Below are 16606 nucleotides of genomic sequence, written 5' to 3'. Positions count from 1 at the left end.
TCGGCGCGGGCGCCGGCGCTTCCTTGCGCTTTTCCGGCGCGGCGGCGACGCCGCTCTGCGGGGCCTTCGCCGCGGCTTGGCTCCATGCTGGCGACGCGCCGAGCGTCAGCGTCGCGGAGACGATGATCGCGGCGCGTTGGCATGCGCGGAAGGCGACTGAAAGGCGCGCGTCGAATTGCAATGTCTATCCTCGAGCGCGTCCGCTCATCGTTGCGCTTCTATACCCCATAGTCGGCCGGTGCCGAAAGGCTCGCGGCGGCGTCCTAAGCTGGATCGTTTGAGACAAAATCGCCTCGCGACGCCGTCTCAAAGCCGGATGCCGCTCCATCCTTTATATTTGAGAGATTGACGATTTCGTGGGATGCGCCTGTGTTTCCGTCGCCTGGCGCCCGCGCGCCATTGACGCCAAAGGCGCGCATGTTACAGCCTCGGGCGTATTGGAGGCGCCATGACGCAACCGGAAAAACCTGTCGCGACCCGACTGAGCCTGTCCCAGCGCCCGCGCCGGAATCGCAAGAGCGACTGGGCCCGGCGCCTCGTGCGCGAGACGACGCTCGACGCGTCGGATCTCATCTGGCCGCTCTTCGTTATCGAGGGCGAAGGCCGGCGCGACGCCATCGCCTCCATGCCCGGCGTCTTTCGCTATTCGATCGACCAGGCGACGCAGGCGGTTGCGCAGGCGGCCGCGCTCGGCCTGCCCGCCGTCGCGCTCTTTCCCAATATCGATCCGGGATTGCGCGACGAGGCGGCGCGCGCCGCGCTCGATCCCGACAATCTCGTCTGCCGCGCCTGCCGCGCGATCAAGGCGAGCGTTCCCGACATCGGCCTCATCACCGATGTCGCGCTCGATCCCTATACGAGCCACGGACACGACGGATTGCTCGTCGGCGAAGAGATCGTCAATGACGCGACCGTGGCCGTGCTGACGCGACAGGCGGTCATTCAGGCGCAGGCCGGCGCCGACGTCATTGCGCCTTCCGATATGATGGACGGTCGCATCGGCGCGATACGCGCCGCGCTCGACGCGGAGGGTTTCGAGAATGTCCAGATCATGAGCTATGCGGCGAAATACGCTTCGGCCTTTTATGGTCCCTTCCGCGACGCTATCGGCACCAATAAAACGCTCAAGGGCGACAAGCGCACCTATCAGATGGACCCCGCCAATACCGACGAAGCGCTGCGCGAAGTGGCGCTCGATCTGGAGCAGGGCGCCGATATGGTGATGGTGAAGCCGGGCATGCCCTATCTCGACATCGTGCGCCGCGTCGCCGACGCCTTTCACGCGCCGACCTTCGCCTATCAGGTGTCGGGCGAATACGCGATGCTGACGGCGGCCGCGCAAAACGGCTGGCTCGACGGCGAGCGCGCGATGATGGAGAGCCTGCTGGCTTTCAAACGCGCCGGCGCCGCGGGCGTGTTGACCTATTTCGCCGTGCAGGCGGCCGAGATCCTGCGCCGCGAATAGAGAAGCCGACGCGTCAATTCGCCTGCCGGCCCAATTCTTCGAGCGCCGCGAGCCATCGCTGCGCCGTCGCCTCATCGAGCGCTTTCGCCGATCCGATGAGCGTGGCGCGAACCGGCGATACGCCGGAATAGGACAGCACGTTCCGCTTCAGATTGCGCAAACCATGCGCGAGGAAAAACCACTGATAGACAAAAGCCGGCATGCCCATGGTGACGACGAGGCGCGCGGATTTGCCCTTGAGGAGCCCTTCAGGCAGCCCGCTTGGTCTGTAGCGCAGCGCGAAGCCGGGCCGAAAAGCCTGTTCGACAAACGCTTTGAAGAGAGCCGGCGCGTCGCCGAACCAGAGCGGATAGAAGATCGCCCAGTGATCCGCCCACGCGAGCGTCTCCTGCGCGCGGCGGATATCGTCGGGCGGCGTTCCCTCTTCGAACTCCCGCCGCGTTCGCAATGGCGAGAAATCGAGAGTCGCCACATCGACGGTTCGCGTCTCATGGCCGCCGCGCGCGGCGCCGCGCGCATAGGCGGCCGCAAGCGCGCGTCCGAAGCGCTCGGCCGAGGGGTCGGGGTGTCCCTGAAGAATGGCGAGGCGTCGCGTCATTGCCTTTTTCCTTTACGCCGCGCCCTCGCCAACCGCGGCGGGGCTTTCCGTTCCAGCGTCCCCAGTTTGAGAAGGAAGAGCAAGTTCCGAAAAAGTTGCCAGACTTTTTCGATCAGAACTTGCTCCAGCTTATTCATTTGGCGCGATTTCTTATCGATTAGACGATTCCGTCCGATCGGAAAGCGCGTTAGATCACGCTGCGTTTAGGCGGAATCGCCTAAACGCAGATGACGTGATCGATTCAAAAGCTTAGAGCGCGCTTTACGCGAAAAACCGGCGCCTGCTTTTTCGCAGCGCGCTCTAGTCTTCGCGCCGTCAAGGGTGGACAAAGTCCCGAAGGCATGGTTTGCCTGTCGCCGCCGCAACTTCCGCATGCAGGCGGATGGTCGGGCGAAACCCTTCTCCCGCGCCACGCATGCCGGCGACGCGGCTTGTCTTCAGAATGTTTTCCAACTTCGCTAAGGGTATGATTCGTCGCGCTCTCCTTATCGCCGCTCTGTTTTGCGCCGTCGCCCCGGCCCGCGCCGACTTCCGCCTGTGCAATAACACCGCCGTGCGCGTGAGCGTCGCCATCGCCTATACGGACGGGCGCAACTGGCTGTCGGAAGGATGGTGGAACCTGCGGCCGACGGTATGCGAGACGCTGCTGCGGGGGCCGCTCGCCGCGCAATATTATTATGTCTACGCCATGGACGAGCGCGGCGGGGAGTGGAAAGGCAAGGCGTTCATGTGCACGCGCGACCGGGAGTTTCGCATCGACGGGCGCGAGGACTGCTTCGCCCGCGGGTTCGACCGCACCGGATTTTTCGAGATCGACACGGGACGCGACGCGAAAAGCTGGACCGTGCAGCTCACAGACCCCAACGCCGCCCCGCCGGCGCAATGAACCGCCAAGAAATGGATGTGGATCAGCCATGAGAAGGTCGCGCCGCGTAAAGATCATCGCCACGCTCGGTCCGGCGTCGGTCGACAAGGCCGTGATCGCCGGCCTCGCGCGCGCCGGGGCGGATGTCTTTCGCATCAATATGAGCCATACGGACCACGCGGGCCTTGCAAGCTATGTGCGCATCATCCGCGAGATCGAAGCGGAGATGTCGCGCGCGATCGGCGTTCTCGTCGATTTGCAGGGGCCGAAGCTCCGCATCGGCGCCTTCGAGGAAGGCTCCGTGCATCTGCGCAAGGGCGACGTCTTCGTCCTCGACAGCGATCCGACGCCGGGCGACGCCGCCCGCGTGCGCCTGCCGCATCCCGAAATCCTCGCCGCTCTGAAGGTCAATGACACGATCCTCATCGACGACGGGCGGGTGCGGCTGCATGTCGTCGAAACCTCGCCCGATCGCGCGCACGCCGTCGTCGATATCGCCGGCCGCCTCTCGAACCGCAAGGGCGTGAGCCTGCCGGACACCGAGATTCCCATCACTTCGATGACCCCCAAGGACCGCGCCGACCTCGACGCGGCGCTGAAGGAAGGCGTCGACTGGGTCGCGATCTCCTTCGTCCAGCGTCCCGAGGACGTGCTCGAAGTAAAGCGGATCACCCAGGGCCGCGCGCTGGTGATGGCGAAGATCGAGAAGCCGCAAGCCATCTTGCGCCTCGAAGAGGTCATCGACGTTTCCGACGCGCTGATGGTGGCGCGCGGCGACCTCGGCGTCGAAGTGCCCCTCGAGCGTGTGCCGGGCTTGCAGAAGCGCATCAACCGCTCGGCGCGCCGGCTCGGCAAGCCCGTCGTCATCGCGACGCAGATGCTCGAATCGATGATCCTCTCGCCGCTGCCGACGCGCGCGGAGGTCTCCGACGTCGCGACCGCCGTTTTCGAGGGCGCCGACGCCGTCATGCTGTCGGCGGAAAGCGCGGCCGGCCAATATCCGCAGGACGCCGTGGCGACGATGAGCCGCATCGCCGAGGAAGTCGAAACCGACGCGATCTACCGCTCGATCATCAACGCCCAGCGCGGGGAATTGCCCAATCCGACTTCCGCCGACGCGATTGCGGTGGCGGCGCGCGACGTGGCCCAGACGCTGCATTCGAACGCGATCATCGCCTGGACGTCGTCGGGCTCGACGGCGCTGCGCATCGCCCGCGAGCGGCCGCAATCGCCGATCCTGGCGCTGACCCCTAAGCGCGATACGGCGCGACGCCTTGCGCTCGTGTGGGGGGTGCACGCGCTCGAGACGCGCGACGCGACCGACATCGAAGACATGGTGGGACGCGCCTGCGAATATTCCCAGAGCGAAGGCTTCGGGGAGCCGGGCGATCGCGTCATCATCGTCGCCGGCATGCCATTCGGCACGCCCGGCGCGACCAATATGATCCGCATCGCCAATCTTGGCGACGCGCCTTGAGGCAAGGCGGGGCCGTTAAGCCCGCCACTCCATCATGACGGTCTCGCGGCCGGAGAGCGTATTGGCGCCGCGGCCGACGCTAACGAAGCCGTCGCGCTCGTAAAATCGGATCGCGCGGACGTTGTCGGCGTTGACGTCGAGACGAATGACGCCCGGCGAGACGCCGCGCGCCGCCGCGAGAAGCCTTCCGCCCGCGCCGGAGCCAAAATGGCCCGGCGAGACGCAAATCTGGTCGAGCCAGCCGGTCGCCGGATTGATGACGACGAAGCCCGCGAGCGCGGCGGCGGAGTCGAAAAGGCAGAGGGTTTGCGCGCCCTGCGCCTCCAGCGCGCTGATGTGGCGCAGCAGCCAGTCGCGGCGCGCCTCGAAATCGATTTCGGGATAGGTCGCGCGCCAAGCGACGACCCAGAGTTCGAGCATGGCGGGCCAGTCGCCGTCGACGCGCGGACGCAGGTTTTGCGCTTCGTGGGGGGGCAGGGCGTTCACGCCTTCCTCATCACTTCGAGCAATTGCCGATGGATCGTTTCATTGCCGGCGCATATCTCCCCCTTGTCGAGCATGTCGCCGCCGCCCGAAAGGTCGCTGACGAAGCCGCCCGCTTCGCGCACGAGCACGACTCCCGCGGCGATGTCCCAGGAGTTTATGCCGCGTTCCCAATAGCCGTCGAACCGTCCGCAGGCCACCATGGCGAGGTCGATCGCGGCGGCGCCCAGGCGGCGGATATTGCCGATCTTCGCCATGCCGGCGGCAAGTTCGCGCTTGAAGGAGTCGTGGTCGCGCACGCGCGCCAGGGGCGGGATGCCGCAGGCGACCATGCTGTCGGCGAGGGAGCGGCGGGCCGCCACGCGCATGCGCCGATTGTTGAAATAGGCGCCTTGCCCCTGTTCGGCGACGAACATGTCGTCGGTCGCGGGATTATAGACGAGGCCGGCGACGAGCCGCCCCTCGCGCTCCAGCGCAATGGAGATGGCGAAGATCGGCACGCCATGCAGGAAGTTCGAAGTGCCGTCGAGCGGGTCGATGAGCCAGCGATGGCTCTTGTCGGACCCTTCGACGCCGCCGCCTTCCTCCAGGAGAAAGCCATAGCCGGGACGCGCCTTCGACAGTTCCTCGAAGAGCGTCTTTTCCGCCTTCCTGTCGGCGGAAGTCACGAAATCTCCCGGACCCTTGACGGACACCTGAAGATTCTCGACCTCGCCGAAATCGCGCTTGAGGCCGCGGCCGGCCTTGAGCGCCGCGGCGGTCATCACATTCATCAATGCGGAGCGAATCATACGACAAGGACCTTGAAAGCGGGGAGATCGCTTAAACGCCGGAGGACGTTTGCGGAAAGGACGAAGGGACGTCGCCGGGGAGGGGGACGCATTTCGGGCTGTCGGCGTGGAGCCGGTCCTTCCCATAGAGCATTTTTCGCCCAAGCGGGGACCGGTGCGACGAAGAAAATGCGTCTGCGCCATTCCGATGAAACGACTCGGCGTCCATTCATAGCTTCTTAAGCGCTTTGCTCAAAACTTGCTGCAGTTCCGCTTCCCCTGAAAGGCTTCGACATGAGACCGGCCGTTTCGAACAACCCGTCGCCGGCCGCCTTTCGTCCCCAAATGCGCATCGCTCCGCGGCAAGACGCGTCCGTCAGCAGAGGGGCGATCGCAACTCCGCGCTCGGAAGCGCCGTCGCCGGAGCGCGCGCTCGGCATTGCGCCGATCACGATCGGCCAAGCGTTGCGTGCGTGCCTGATTTTGCTCTTCTGCCTCGGCCTCGCGCAATTGTCCCATCCGGGGCGGTCCCCGGCGGAAGCCGCTTCGACGTGGGTCGCCCGCGCGCGCTGACGAATTCGCGCTGAGGGGCCGTATAAAGCGCAATCATTCAAGGCATTAGCGGCGCCGACGGCCGTTAACCTTATTTTAGCAAGTAAGGATCACGCTCAATGCGTCCCTTGAGTGGGACTCCCGAGCGGCCTCTTCTCCGCTCATCCTTGAAGCCTCCCTGTCAAGAAGCCTTGAGAGCCGCGTCGCGGCTCTCTTTTTGCGGGTTCAGAGTATTCGCGCGCGTCCATTGACGACCATGCTCTAGCTTGCTGAGAGCGCGCTGGGCTTTCGCCATTAAGGTTAAAGAAAGGCTAAGCGCGCGCCGTCGCGTCTCCTGGGCTAGTGTTCGCGCATCCTTCGGGCCGACATTTGCGGCCGGATCACCTGTATGGATGTGTGATGGGTCGCGCCAAAGACAGCGCCGGCAAAACGCCTGAGCCGGTTTCCTTCGCCGAAAAACTGGCGTGCTCCGAGGCCTTCGGGGCCATATTCCGGGAAGGCATGGGCCTCGTCGAAGAGGCCGCCGCTTATCTCGACGGACAGGGGCGGGAGGAAGCGAAGGCGCTCCCCCGCGCCGAGGCGCTCGCCTACGCCGCCGAGAGCATGCGTCTGACGACGCGGCTGATGCAGATCGCCTCCTGGCTCTTGCTGCAGCGCGCGGTCAATCAGGGAGAGCTGACCCGCAGCCAGTCGGCGAGCGAGAAACATCGGGTGAAGCTGAATCAGCAGGAGCTCGCCACCGAGCCGGATCTCTTCGAGCGCTTGCCGCAGCGGTTGCGCGATCTCTCGCTGCATTCCCTTCGCCTGCAGGCGCGGATCATCCACCTCGACCAGTTGATTTACGCGCCGCCTGCGCCTCTCGCGGCGCGGCCCGTCATTCCCGCGAGTCCCATCGAGGCGCAGCTGGCGAGGCTGCGGGAAGCCTTCGCGCAATCATAATAATCGAGCCAACCAAACTATAAAGGCGGCGACTCGGCCGCCTTTTTTCTTCTTTCTTACTTCTTGCCGAAGTTGATATTGCCGAAGCGCGAGTTGAAGCGCGACAGGCGGCCGCCGCGATCCAGCAGCTGCGTCGATCCGCCGGTCCAGGCCGGATGGGTCTTGGGATCGATGTCGAGATGCAGCGTGTCGCCTTCCTGGCCCCAGGTGGAGCGAGTCGTATATTCGGTCCCGTCGGTCATCACAACCTTGATCGTGTGGTAATCGGGGTGGATATCCTTTTTCATTGCGGCGGGTCCTTCCTGCGATAAAAACGGCAAGCGCCCCGGAGCCTTCCGGCGCGGGGCGGCCGATCGAAATAAGCGATTTGCCGCGCTGATAGCGCAACCGGCGGAAGAGGGCAAGTTCGCCCGCTTCCGCCCGCCTGTTTCTGGAGCGACGCATGGGGAAATATCGAGCGGACCTGCCTCAGCTCAAACCGGGACTTTTCGTCAGCGACGGCGGAATGGAGACGACCTTTATTTTCCACGAGGGCGTCGATCTGCCGGAATTCGCCTCCTTCGTCCTGCTCGACAGCGAAGAGGGCCGCGCGCGGCTGCGGGCCTATTACGAGCGTTACCTCGCGATCGCCCGGCGCCACGGGCGTGGCATTATCCTCGACGGCGCCACCTGGCGCGCCAATGCGGATTGGGGCGCGAAGCTCGGCTATGACGTGGCCGCTCTGCGGCGGATAAACGCGCTGTCGATCGAGCTTATCGAGGGGCTGCGCGCCGAATGGGAAACGCCGGATGCGCCGATCGTCATCGGCGGCGCCATTGGCCCCCGCGGCGACGGCTATGTCGCCGGCCGGATGAGCGCTGGAGAGGCCGAGGCCTATCATGCGCCGCAGATCGAAACCTTCGCGCAAACGGCCGCCGACATGGTCGGCGCCTATACCCTGACCTATGTCGAGGAAGCGGTCGGGATCGCCCGCGCGGCCCGGGCGGCGAACATGCCTTGCGCGATCTCCTTCACGGTGGAGACGGATGGCAGGCTCGTCAGCGGCCCGACGCTGGGCGACGCCATCGAGACCGTGGACCGCGAAACCGACGCCGCGCCTGCTTATTATATGGTCAATTGCGCCCATCCGGCGCATTTCGAACAAGCGCTTGCTGCGGACGAGCCCTGGATGCGGCGGCTCGCCGGCGTCAAGGCCAACGCCTCAATGAAGAGCCACGCCGAACTTGACCAGTCGACGACGCTCGATTCCGGCGATCCGGACGATCTCGGCCGGCGCTGTAAAAGCCTGCGCGCGGCGCATCCGTCGTTGCGCATCCTTGGCGGCTGCTGCGGCACCGACGAGCGCCATGTCGCGGCGATTTGCGAGGCCTGCGCCTAATTCTCAGGCGGCGAGCATGCGCTGAACCTCGGTGACGAGGTCGCGCAGATGGAAGGGTTTCGACAGGATTTTCGCCTGCTGGGGGGCCCGATTGTCGGGGTTGAGCGCCACGGCCGCAAAGCCGGTGATGAACATCACCTTGATGTCGGGATCGAGCTCGGTGGCGCGACGCGCCAGCTCGATTCCGTCCATTTCCGGCATCACGATGTCGGTCAGCAGCAGTTCGAAGGGCTCCACCCTGAGCTGGTCGTAGGCGGAAGCCCCATTGTCGAAGGAGGAGACGGAAAAGCCCGCCTGCTGCAGAGCCTTGACCAGAAAACGCCGCATGTCATTGTCGTCTTCGGCAAGCAGAATTTTCGCGCCCGGACCGTCGTTCATCGCCACCCTCTCGTCTTTGATCCGCATTTCGCCCGAGCTTCGTAAATATCAGGTGAAACTGATGCGACGCCGCGTTAACGTAGCTGTGAATATAGCCTTACGCCCCGTCCCGATCGAGCGCCGGCGCCGTCGCGCCTGCGCTTGGGACGAGAAGGGCGGGGATGGCCAGCTTTCGAGACGGAGCGAATGAACGAGGGCGCGCGCGACTGGCGGGAGTCGATTCCCAGGGGCCTGCCGGCATGCGAGCCGGAGTTCGAACAGGCTTTCGACGTCTTCGAACCGTCCGATCTTCTCTCGCCGCTCGTTTTTTCCTCCCCGCATTCCGGCCGCATCTATCCCGCCCGCTTCCTCGCCGCGACGCCGCTCGACGCGTCGACTCTGCGCCGCTCGGAAGACGCCTATGTCGACGATCTCTTCGCGCCCGCGGCGGCGATCGGCGCGCCGCTGCTTTGCGCGCGCTTTCCGCGCGCCTATCTCGACCTCAATCGCGAGCCCTATGAGCTCGACCCGAAGCTCTTCGGCGGCGCGCTGCCGCATTTCGCCAACACCCGCTCGCTGAGGGTCGCCGCAGGGCTCGGCACCATTCCGCGCGTCGTCGCCGACGCGCGGGAAATATACGGCCAGCGGCTTTCGCTCGAAGAGGGGCTGCAACGCATCGAAAGCCTCTACAAGCCCTATCACGCGGCGCTGCGCGCGCTGATGGAGCGCGCGGCGAATCGCTTCGGCGTCGCCGTGCTGATCGACTGCCATTCCATGCCTTCGAACGGCGCGCGCGATCCCATGCTCGCCGCGCGCGGCGACAAGCGTCGCATCGATTTCGTCATCGGCGACCGCTATGGCGCGAGCGCCTCGACGGGAATGGTCGACATCGTCGAGGACCGGCTGCGCCACCGCGGCTATCATGTGACGCGCAATCGCCCCTACGCCGGCGGCTTCATCACCGAGCATTACGGCAAGCCCGCCGCCGGCTGGCACGCGATCCAGATCGAGGTGTCGCGCGGGCTTTACATGGACGAGGCGACGATCGAAAAGAACCGGCGCTTCGAGGCCGTCGCGCGCGATCTCGCCGAAGTCATCGCCGAACTGGCGCGGGACGTGCACACGGGCGAGGCGCTGAGCGGCGAGCGGCGGGCGGCGGCCGAATAGCGCGGTCGCGCATCCATAACGATCTCGCTCTCATCATTCTCAAACGATCCTGATATAGCCTCTGGCCTGGAGTTGGCATGACCGCTGTCGATTTCGAGAAATTCGTCGGGCGTCTCGCGGATGTTTCGGCGGAAGCGATCATGCCTTTCTTTCGCACCGCGCTCGCCGCCGACGACAAGGCGCATGGCGGCGCCTTCGATCCCGTGACGGAAGCCGACCGCGCCGCCGAGCTCGCGATGCGGCGGCTGATCGAGACGACTTTTCCCGGACATGGCGTCTATGGCGAGGAATTCGGTCTTCTGCGCGAAGACGCCGAATATGTCTGGGTGCTCGATCCGATCGACGGCACCAAGAGCTTCATCTGCGGCCTGCCGCTATGGGGAACGCTAATCGGCCTCGCCCACCGCGGGCGCCCCTGCTACGGGCTGATGAGCCAGCCGTTTACGCGCGAACGCTTCTTTGGCGACGGCGAGGCGGCCTATTGGCGCGGGCTGGCGCGGGGACCTGAAGGCGAGAGGGGCGGCTTAGAGAAGCGCAAGCTTTCGACCCGGCCCTGTCCGCGCCTCGAACAAGCGACGCTGATGACCACTTCGCCGCTGCTCATCGATGTGGCGCTGCGCGAAGGGTTCTATCGCGTCGAGCGCGAGACGCGTCTGTCGCGCTATGGGGGAGACTGTTACGCCTATTGCGCGCTCGCCGCCGGCCATGTCGATCTCGTCATCGAATCGAATTTGAAGCCCTATGACATCGTCGCGCTGATCCCGATAATCGAGGGAGCAGGCGGCGTCATAACGGACTGGAGCGGCGGCAACGCCGCCATGGGCGGCGCGATCGTCGCCGCCGGCGATCCGGCTCTGCATGAGGCGGCGCTGAAACTGCTCGCGGGCTGATTATTCGGCGGCGCTTCCGGGGATGAAAGCGTCGAAGGCCCGCCAGAATTGCGCGCGCAATTCGTCGCGCTCCATCAATATTTCGTGCTTCGCGCCGGGGATCGCCGCCAGCGCCCCATTGTTGAGCTGCTGAACGAAGCGCTCGATGGCGGCGTTGGAGACGACAGCCTCGCGTCCGCAGGCGACGGCGAGAATGGCCGAGCGAATGCGACGGGCGTAATCGGGGGATTCGAACGCCTTCATCAAGCGGAAGGCGGCGTTGACCCAGCCGATCGTCGGATCGCCGATCACGAGTTGCGGCGCGGTCCTGATGATTCCTGCGTTGCGCGCGAAGCGGACCGGATCGGTCGTCAGCAGATTGCCTTCGAAAGGCTTCTCCATAAAGGACGCGCCGCCGCCGCCGGGAATGAACATGCCGCCAAACCCGCACATGTCGAGCGTATCGGCGAGCCAGCGCGAGCCGCGCGGAAACCGCAGATTGGCGAGATCGATCATCGGCGCGCTGAGGACGAAGCGGCGAAATGGCGCGCGTCCGGCATGCGCCGCGTCGAGGAGAATGGCGGCGCCCATCGAATGGGCGAGCGCGAACCAGGGTTGCGGGCGCGAACTCAAGACTTCGGAAACGAAAACCTCGAGGTCGCGCTGATATTGCGAGAAATCGTCGATATGGCCTTTGCGCGGATCGTCCAGTTCGCGCTCGGAGCCCGCCTGACCGCGCCAGTCGAGCGCGACGACGTCGAGGCCGCGCTTGCGCAGATCCTCGATCGTCTCGAAATATTTTTCGATGAATTCATTGTGGCCTTGAAACAGCGCGACCGTGCCGCGCGCCCGGCCAGGGCAGGGGAAGCTCGCCGCGCGCAGCCGCCGCCCGTCGCGCGTCTTCAAAAGGAAAACCGTCGCGCCGTCGGGAATGGGATTGTCTGTCGTCCCGACAAGTCCGAGCATGGGCTCGCCGCTATGCGACAGCGCCTTCTCTTTGCGCCATGGAAAAAACAAGTCCCTGCTCAGGCCGGTCGACGCCATGTGCGCCCTTTCGTTATTTCTCGCAGAAAGCCGCGAGTCGCTGCGGTTCGGTGAAATCCATCCGGCCGTTGACGATCGCCTCGATGACCCCGGTCGAAGAGACAAAATAATGCAGCGGCGTGACAATTCCGCCATCGGCGGTCGCGCCATAGAACGCCCGCGCGACGCGCGCCTTGCTCACGTCGCTTTGCGCTGATTTTGCGACATTATAAAACTTCCACGGCAGGCCAAAACTTTTGAAGGCTGCGACGTCTTTCGGATAGTCGTTCCGGCGCGCCGAAACGAAGACGACGTTCCAGCGGTTCGGACAGGCGTTGGCGATCGCCTTGAAGCCCGATACTTCGGCCCGGCAATTCGCGCACCAATGCGCCCAGAGCGTCACCAGCGTCGGCTTGCCGTCGCCGATCAGCCCGTTGAGATTGAGCGGCGCGCCCTTCTCGTCGACGAGGTCGACCTGTCGCAGCGACGCCTTCATCTCCTCTTCGCTGACGGCGCGCGGAACCTGCATGCCGATGATTTCGGCGCGCGCCGCGCTGCTCGAAAGCGCCGCGAAGAGGAGACAAGCAAAGATGCGTTTCATGTCGACTCATGCAAAAGAGGCGACGCGCCGTCGCGCCGCCTCCTCGCCATCATAGCAAGACGTTGTCAGAAGCGCACCGTCAGCCCGGCGACAAAATTCCGCCCGATGCCCGGCACAGGCCCGTAATTCAAAGGATTGCCGGTGACCTTCGCCAGCGTGAAATAATGGCCGCCGAGCGGGGGATAGTAGAGCTGGTCGAAGAAGTTCTCCAACCCCAGATCGAATCGCATATTGCCCCAGTCATAGGCCGTGCGCAGATTGACGAGCGCATAGCCGCCGGTTTTCAACTCGTTGCGGGCGACGGAGACATGCGTCTTGTTGTCGACGAGCTGCAGTTCGACGGCGCTCGTCCAGCCGCCGAACCGATGCTCGAGCGCGCCGCGCGCGGTCAGCGGCATGATGTGATAGAGCCCGTCGCCTTTGCTGAAATTCCGCGCGAGCAGATAGCAGGTTGCGCCGGAGAGGCCGCAGGCGGTGTAATTGGGCATATCGAGGTCTTTGCCGTAGACGTAGTTGATATTGCCCGTAGCCGTGAACAGCCCGTATTCCGGCGTCTCCAGGAGCTTCAGCCGGCCCGACACGTCGAAGCCGTAGATTTCCGCCTTGTGGTTGCGGAACTGCAGCACCGGGAAGATCAGTCCGGCGGGCCCCGAGAGATTGCTGACCCGGTCGGCGTCGATGAAGTTCTCGATGTAGCTGTAGTAGGGATTGACCCGGGCTTCCCAATTGCCGGCGGGGTCGCGCCATATGCCGGTCACGCCGACCGTATGCGCGACTTCGGGCTTGAGATCGAGATTGCCGGTATAGCCGTTGAGATCGCCGAACCAGTTGACCATCGCGGTCGCCATGGATCCGACGCCCCAGGCGTAGCGCTCATAGAGATTGGGCGAGCGCGTTTTGCGCGAATAGCCGAATTCATAGACGCTTATCTCATCATATTGGTAGCGGGCTTTCGCCACCATGTCGAAATTCACGTCGGTGCGGGCGTGGCTGCGCGCATTGAAGATGTTCGCGGCCGTCGCGTCGGGATTGGACATTCCCATCATCATGCCCATCATCATGCCCATGGGGATGGGGTTGCGCGGGTCGTAGGGAGAGGCGTTGCCCGTATCCATCCAGACCACGTCATTGCGCACGCCGAGCAGCGTCGACCATTTCGGCGTCCAGGCGGCCTCCCATTCGGCGAAATGGCCGACGCGATTGCGGTCGCCATTATTGATGTTCCAATAGGTGAAGGGCCCCATCATCATCATGCCGGATGAATAGACGGGCTCCCACCAGTCCTTGAGCCTGAAGCCGTGATATTCGCTGCCGAGGCGCAGCAGGTCCTGGCCGGAAAGCTGCGTGAAGGGGATTTCGGTCTTGATCGAATAGCCGAAATCATGCCCGATCGTATTCATCGGCATGTTCGCGGGCTGCTTGTCGTAAAGGAAGCCCATCGTATGGGTGACGTGGTGCCAGAAGGCGCGCGCGTCCACCGTTCCCCACTCATAGGCGCCGAGATATTTGCCTTCGACCGTGTAGCCGCGGTTGCCGGTCATATCCATGCGCTGATTGGGATAGGCCTGATAGGGAATATGCTCGACGGCGCCACGGATCGAGAACAGATGGCCCTCGTTCTGATAGGCCGCCGTCAGCGAGTGCTGCTCCGAGATGAAACCGGTCGAGAGCACCTTCTCGCCGCCGCCCATGCGATAGTCCGTCGCGCGCGACCAGGCGCCGTTATAGAGCACGCTCCAATGATCCGTCGCGACATTGGCCGTGCCCGAGACGGTGATGCCGTTATTATTGGTGCGGAAGAAGGCCGAGATCGCGCCCGTCGCCAGAAGCTCGTTCTGATTGCCGAAGCGCAGTCCCTGTCCGTTGAAAGGCAGGAAGGGCGGATAGGGCGAGCCGAGGAGGAACGGCTCCGCCGGCGCCTCGACGGCCGGCGGCGGCGCGCCGTAAGGCGGCGCGAAGGCGGGCTGGCGCGGCGTCACGAGAATCGAGCCGCCGATCGAATCGCCGCCCTTGCTTACCGGCATCACGCCGGAGAGGACCTCGATCTTCTGCACATTATTGGGATCGATATAGGAAAGCGGCGGGTTCATGTGATTCGCGCAGGCGGAGGTCGCCTGAACGCCGCCGACGACAATCTTCAGCCGGTCGTCGGCCATGCCGTGAATGGCGGGCAGCCGCGACACGCCGCCATTTTCATACATGCTGACGCCCGGCGTGTTTTCGAGCAATTTCGCCGTATCGGGGGTCGCCGGCTTTTCATCGGCGATCTGGCGTTGATCGACGATCTCCGCGTCGGCGGGCTTTTGCGGCGCAGGCGCGGCGGGGCGCGGCGCGGCGCCGACGACGATGACCGGCAGAGCGGTTTGCGCCTGAGCGGCGATAACGAATGCGAAAGTGAGCGCGCAGGCGCTTGTGCCGCGCATGAGAGCGTAACGTGACATGGGATGAGTTCTCCTGGCCCGCCGGTTGGGGCGGTGAGACGACGGCGCGGTCGAACGCCGCGCGGGAAGCTTGACGTCAGGAGAAAAGGGGCGGCGCGCGAGCGGAATGCGCGGCGCGGCCGGCCGCGCGCGGCCGCGCGACCGCGTTTTGCGGGACAAAAGCGGATTCGACGACGCGCGGCGGCGCGACATGCGAATCGAAAGGCGCGTCGATCGCCGCGCTCGTCTCCAAGCACGGCAGGCAATGTCCGCAGAAATGCCCCGCATGCGAAACGGGATGGGACCCTGCGTCGGCTATGTCGACAGGGCCGCGCTCTCCGCAGTCCGGCTCCACATGGACGGCCGTCTGAAGCGCGGTCGACTCATGCGCGATGCGCGTCTGAAGGGAGGTCTGGAGCGCGACAACGAGCGCGAGCGCCAGCGCAAGGCGCGCTGTACGCAACAGCCCCTTCAGTCCGAAAGCTTGGCCCCCTCGATGCCGCATGCGCGAACCTTAGGCGGCGGTTCTTCGCCAGCAAAGAGACAAGGTCACTCGAATCAGACATTTGCGAGACATGTGGCTATTGCGCAACGATCTTGACGCAAGACAAACGTGGCTCGGGACGAGCCGGCCGGCGGCCCTTGAACTTCCGCGCCGCGCCCCCCAAATCGGTTTTAGCGCGGGCCACAATGGACGCGCGAAGAGGCGCGGCGCGGTTACGCAAGCGCGCCGCATGTCGCTCAATCGGAGGATATGTCATGCGTCATTTCGATCTTACCCCCCTCTATCGTCAGACCGTGGGCTTCGACCGCCTGTTCAACATGCTCGATCAGGCGAGCGGCTTCGAGACTTCTCAAAGCTACCCGCCCTACAATATCGAGCGCACTGGCGAGAACGCCTATCGCGTGACGCTGGCCGTCGCCGGCTTCTCGCGCGATGAGCTGTCGGTCGAGACGAAGGAGAACACGCTTTCCATCAAGGGCTCGAAAGAGCAGCCGCAATCCGCCGAGGGTCGCGACGTGCTGCATCAGGGCATCGCCGCGCGCGCCTTCGAGCGCCGCTTCCAGCTCGCCGATCATGTGGTCGTGACGGGCGCGAGCCTCGTTAACGGCTTGCTCCATGTCGACCTCGTGCGCGAGATTCCGGAGGCGCAGAAGCCCCGCCGCATCGAGATCGGCGTCAATGCGCCGGCGGCGACCATCGTCGAGTCCAAGGCCGCGTAACGCGCAAAAACTCGATTGGAAATGCGAGAGGCGCTCGTTTGAGCGCCTCTTTTGCGTTTATCCGCCCTGTTTCGGCGTATCGGCGTTGACGGGCGTCTTCGCCGTGGCGGGAGCGGAGGGCGTCGGCGCGGGAGTCGTCGCTTGGACCGCCGGCGTCACCGCCGTTGTTCCACTGGCGGCGGGCGGCGGCACGATGGCGCGTTTCGTCGACCCGCCGGTCGAGCGGGCCGCCGTCGTCCGCGGCGCCTCGGACGCTTTCGCGCCATTCTGGCCAGGCGCCTGATTCGCCGGCGCAGCCGCCTTCGGAGCGGCTTCGTTCTTAGCGGGTTCGCTTTTCGCTTTTGGCTCCTGCGCCGGGGCCGCCGGGCTCGCCTTGGCGGGCGCGTTGGGCGCCTGCGTCGCGACGGGCGCGGGGTCT

At 64.7% G+C, this 16606-nt stretch carries 17 protein-coding genes and 2 pseudogenes; 8 read left to right on the top strand and 11 right to left on the bottom strand.

Features of this window, described 5'->3' with window-relative positions:
- Positions 1–181: pseudogene (locus V3H18_RS15215) on the bottom strand (hypothetical protein); the annotation flags it as partial.
- 267 nt (positions 182–448) lie between these two features.
- Between V3H18_RS15215 and hemB the strand changes: the two are divergent.
- Entirely contained in the window at positions 449–1465 is a 1017-nt protein-coding gene (hemB, locus tag V3H18_RS15210) for a porphobilinogen synthase (RefSeq protein ID WP_332082915.1), read from the top strand.
- 13 nt (positions 1466–1478) lie between these two features.
- On the opposite strand, the gene V3H18_RS15205 is transcribed toward hemB, so the two are convergent.
- A complete protein-coding gene (locus tag V3H18_RS15205; protein ID WP_332082914.1) occupies positions 1479–2063 on the bottom strand; it encodes an NAD(P)H-dependent oxidoreductase in 585 nt (194 codons plus the stop codon).
- Between the two features lie 466 nt (positions 2064–2529).
- Between V3H18_RS15205 and V3H18_RS15200 the strand changes: the two genes are divergently transcribed.
- Positions 2530–2949, top strand: coding sequence for a DUF1036 domain-containing protein (locus V3H18_RS15200; RefSeq protein WP_332082913.1), 420 nt, complete (start codon positions 2530–2532; stop codon positions 2947–2949).
- A 28-nt stretch (positions 2950–2977) separates the two neighbouring features.
- A complete protein-coding gene (gene pyk, locus V3H18_RS15195; protein WP_332082912.1) occupies positions 2978–4405 on the top strand; it encodes a pyruvate kinase in 1428 nt (475 codons plus the stop codon).
- Positions 4406–4420: 15 nt separating this feature from the next.
- Here pyk and V3H18_RS15190 read toward each other — a convergent pair whose 3' ends face one another.
- Together V3H18_RS15190 and V3H18_RS15185 are read right to left on the bottom strand one after the other, a co-directional pair.
- The gene (locus V3H18_RS15190; RefSeq protein ID WP_332082911.1) at positions 4421–4891 is read right to left on the bottom strand and encodes a GNAT family N-acetyltransferase; all 471 of its coding nucleotides are present in this window, start codon (positions 4889–4891) and stop codon (positions 4421–4423) included.
- A complete protein-coding gene (locus V3H18_RS15185; protein ID WP_332082910.1) occupies positions 4888–5679 on the bottom strand; it encodes an inositol monophosphatase family protein in 792 nt (263 codons plus the stop codon). Before V3H18_RS15185 ends, V3H18_RS15190 begins: the two co-directional genes overlap by 4 nt.
- A 930-nt stretch (positions 5680–6609) precedes the next feature.
- Here V3H18_RS15185 and rcdA point away from each other — a divergent pair.
- Positions 6610–7149, top strand: coding sequence for a protease adaptor protein RcdA (gene rcdA, locus V3H18_RS15180; RefSeq protein WP_332082909.1), 540 nt, complete (start codon positions 6610–6612; stop codon positions 7147–7149).
- 56 nt (positions 7150–7205) lie between these two features.
- Here rcdA and rpmE read toward each other — a convergent pair whose 3' ends face one another.
- Positions 7206–7436, bottom strand: coding sequence for a 50S ribosomal protein L31 (gene rpmE / locus V3H18_RS15175; protein ID WP_332082908.1), 231 nt, complete (start codon positions 7434–7436; stop codon positions 7206–7208).
- Positions 7437–7591: 155 nt separating this feature from the next.
- Between rpmE and V3H18_RS15170 the strand changes: the two genes are divergently transcribed.
- The gene (locus V3H18_RS15170) at positions 7592–8527 is read left to right on the top strand and encodes a homocysteine S-methyltransferase family protein (protein ID WP_332082907.1); all 936 of its coding nucleotides are present in this window, start codon (positions 7592–7594) and stop codon (positions 8525–8527) included.
- Between the two features lie 3 nt (positions 8528–8530).
- On the opposite strand, the gene cpdR is transcribed toward V3H18_RS15170, so the two are convergent.
- The gene (gene cpdR, locus V3H18_RS15165; RefSeq protein WP_332082917.1) at positions 8531–8905 is read right to left on the bottom strand and encodes a cell cycle two-component system response regulator CpdR; all 375 of its coding nucleotides are present in this window, start codon (positions 8903–8905) and stop codon (positions 8531–8533) included.
- 186 nt (positions 8906–9091) lie between these two features.
- Here cpdR and V3H18_RS15160 point away from each other — a divergent pair, with 186 nt between their 5' ends.
- Both V3H18_RS15160 and hisN read left to right on the top strand, forming a co-directional pair.
- Entirely contained in the window at positions 9092–10051 is a 960-nt protein-coding gene (locus V3H18_RS15160) for an N-formylglutamate amidohydrolase (protein WP_332082906.1), read from the top strand.
- Positions 10052–10128: 77 nt separating this feature from the next.
- Positions 10129–10941, top strand: coding sequence for a histidinol-phosphatase (gene hisN, locus V3H18_RS15155; RefSeq protein WP_332082905.1), 813 nt, complete (start codon positions 10129–10131; stop codon positions 10939–10941).
- Here the strand turns inward: hisN and V3H18_RS15150 are convergent, their stop codons facing one another.
- From V3H18_RS15150 to V3H18_RS15135, 4 genes are all read right to left on the bottom strand, one after another.
- Positions 10942–11886 carry an alpha/beta hydrolase gene (locus V3H18_RS15150; protein WP_332082916.1) on the bottom strand — a complete coding sequence of 315 codons (945 nt, stop codon included), beginning with the start codon at positions 11884–11886 and terminating at the stop codon, positions 10942–10944.
- A 91-nt stretch (positions 11887–11977) separates the two neighbouring features.
- The gene (locus tag V3H18_RS15145; protein ID WP_332082904.1) at positions 11978–12544 is read right to left on the bottom strand and encodes a TlpA family protein disulfide reductase; all 567 of its coding nucleotides are present in this window, start codon (positions 12542–12544) and stop codon (positions 11978–11980) included.
- Positions 12545–12609: 65 nt separating this feature from the next.
- Complete coding sequence (locus V3H18_RS15140; protein ID WP_332082903.1) at positions 12610–14985, bottom strand: TonB-dependent receptor; 2376 nt, start codon at positions 14983–14985, stop codon at positions 12610–12612.
- 76 nt (positions 14986–15061) lie between these two features.
- Complete coding sequence (locus tag V3H18_RS15135; RefSeq protein WP_332082902.1) at positions 15062–15427, bottom strand: hypothetical protein; 366 nt, start codon at positions 15425–15427, stop codon at positions 15062–15064.
- Positions 15428–15723: 296 nt separating this feature from the next.
- Between V3H18_RS15135 and V3H18_RS15130 the strand changes: the two genes are divergently transcribed.
- Positions 15724–16188 (top strand): Hsp20 family protein, encoded by a 465-nt coding sequence (locus V3H18_RS15130; protein ID WP_332082901.1) that lies wholly within the window; start codon positions 15724–15726, stop codon positions 16186–16188.
- Between the two features lie 57 nt (positions 16189–16245).
- Here V3H18_RS15130 and V3H18_RS15125 read toward each other — a convergent pair.
- Positions 16246–16606, bottom strand: a pseudogene (locus V3H18_RS15125) (hypothetical protein); the annotation flags it as partial.

This window comes from Methylocystis borbori (genome assembly GCF_036576025.1).
In the GTDB taxonomy this organism is placed as follows: domain Bacteria; phylum Pseudomonadota; class Alphaproteobacteria; order Rhizobiales; family Beijerinckiaceae; genus Methylocystis; species Methylocystis borbori.
The sequence above is the reverse complement of the archived record's forward strand: the minus strand, read 5'-3'. Positions and strand labels throughout refer to the sequence as shown.

Coding starts and splice junctions, on each gene's coding strand:
- rcdA (WP_332082909.1), top strand. CDS start 6,610: ATGGGTCGCGCCAAAGACAGCGCCGGCAAAACGCCTGAGCCGGTTTCC.
- V3H18_RS15200 (WP_332082913.1), top strand. CDS start 2,530: ATGATTCGTCGCGCTCTCCTTATCGCCGCTCTGTTTTGCGCCGTCGCC.
- pyk (WP_332082912.1), top strand. CDS start 2,978: ATGAGAAGGTCGCGCCGCGTAAAGATCATCGCCACGCTCGGTCCGGCG.
- hemB (WP_332082915.1), top strand. CDS start 449: ATGACGCAACCGGAAAAACCTGTCGCGACCCGACTGAGCCTGTCCCAG.
- cpdR (WP_332082917.1), bottom strand. CDS start 8,905: ATGAACGACGGTCCGGGCGCGAAAATTCTGCTTGCCGAAGACGACAAT.
- hisN (WP_332082905.1), top strand. CDS start 10,129: ATGACCGCTGTCGATTTCGAGAAATTCGTCGGGCGTCTCGCGGATGTT.
- V3H18_RS15150 (WP_332082916.1), bottom strand. CDS start 11,886: ATGCTCGGACTTGTCGGGACGACAGACAATCCCATTCCCGACGGCGCG.
- rpmE (WP_332082908.1), bottom strand. CDS start 7,436: ATGAAAAAGGATATCCACCCCGATTACCACACGATCAAGGTTGTGATG.
- V3H18_RS15170 (WP_332082907.1), top strand. CDS start 7,592: ATGGGGAAATATCGAGCGGACCTGCCTCAGCTCAAACCGGGACTTTTC.
- V3H18_RS15160 (WP_332082906.1), top strand. CDS start 9,092: ATGAACGAGGGCGCGCGCGACTGGCGGGAGTCGATTCCCAGGGGCCTG.
- V3H18_RS15205 (WP_332082914.1), bottom strand. CDS start 2,063: ATGACGCGACGCCTCGCCATTCTTCAGGGACACCCCGACCCCTCGGCC.
- V3H18_RS15185 (WP_332082910.1), bottom strand. CDS start 5,679: ATGATTCGCTCCGCATTGATGAATGTGATGACCGCCGCGGCGCTCAAG.
- V3H18_RS15130 (WP_332082901.1), top strand. CDS start 15,724: ATGCGTCATTTCGATCTTACCCCCCTCTATCGTCAGACCGTGGGCTTC.
- V3H18_RS15145 (WP_332082904.1), bottom strand. CDS start 12,544: ATGAAACGCATCTTTGCTTGTCTCCTCTTCGCGGCGCTTTCGAGCAGC.
- V3H18_RS15140 (WP_332082903.1), bottom strand. CDS start 14,985: ATGTCACGTTACGCTCTCATGCGCGGCACAAGCGCCTGCGCGCTCACT.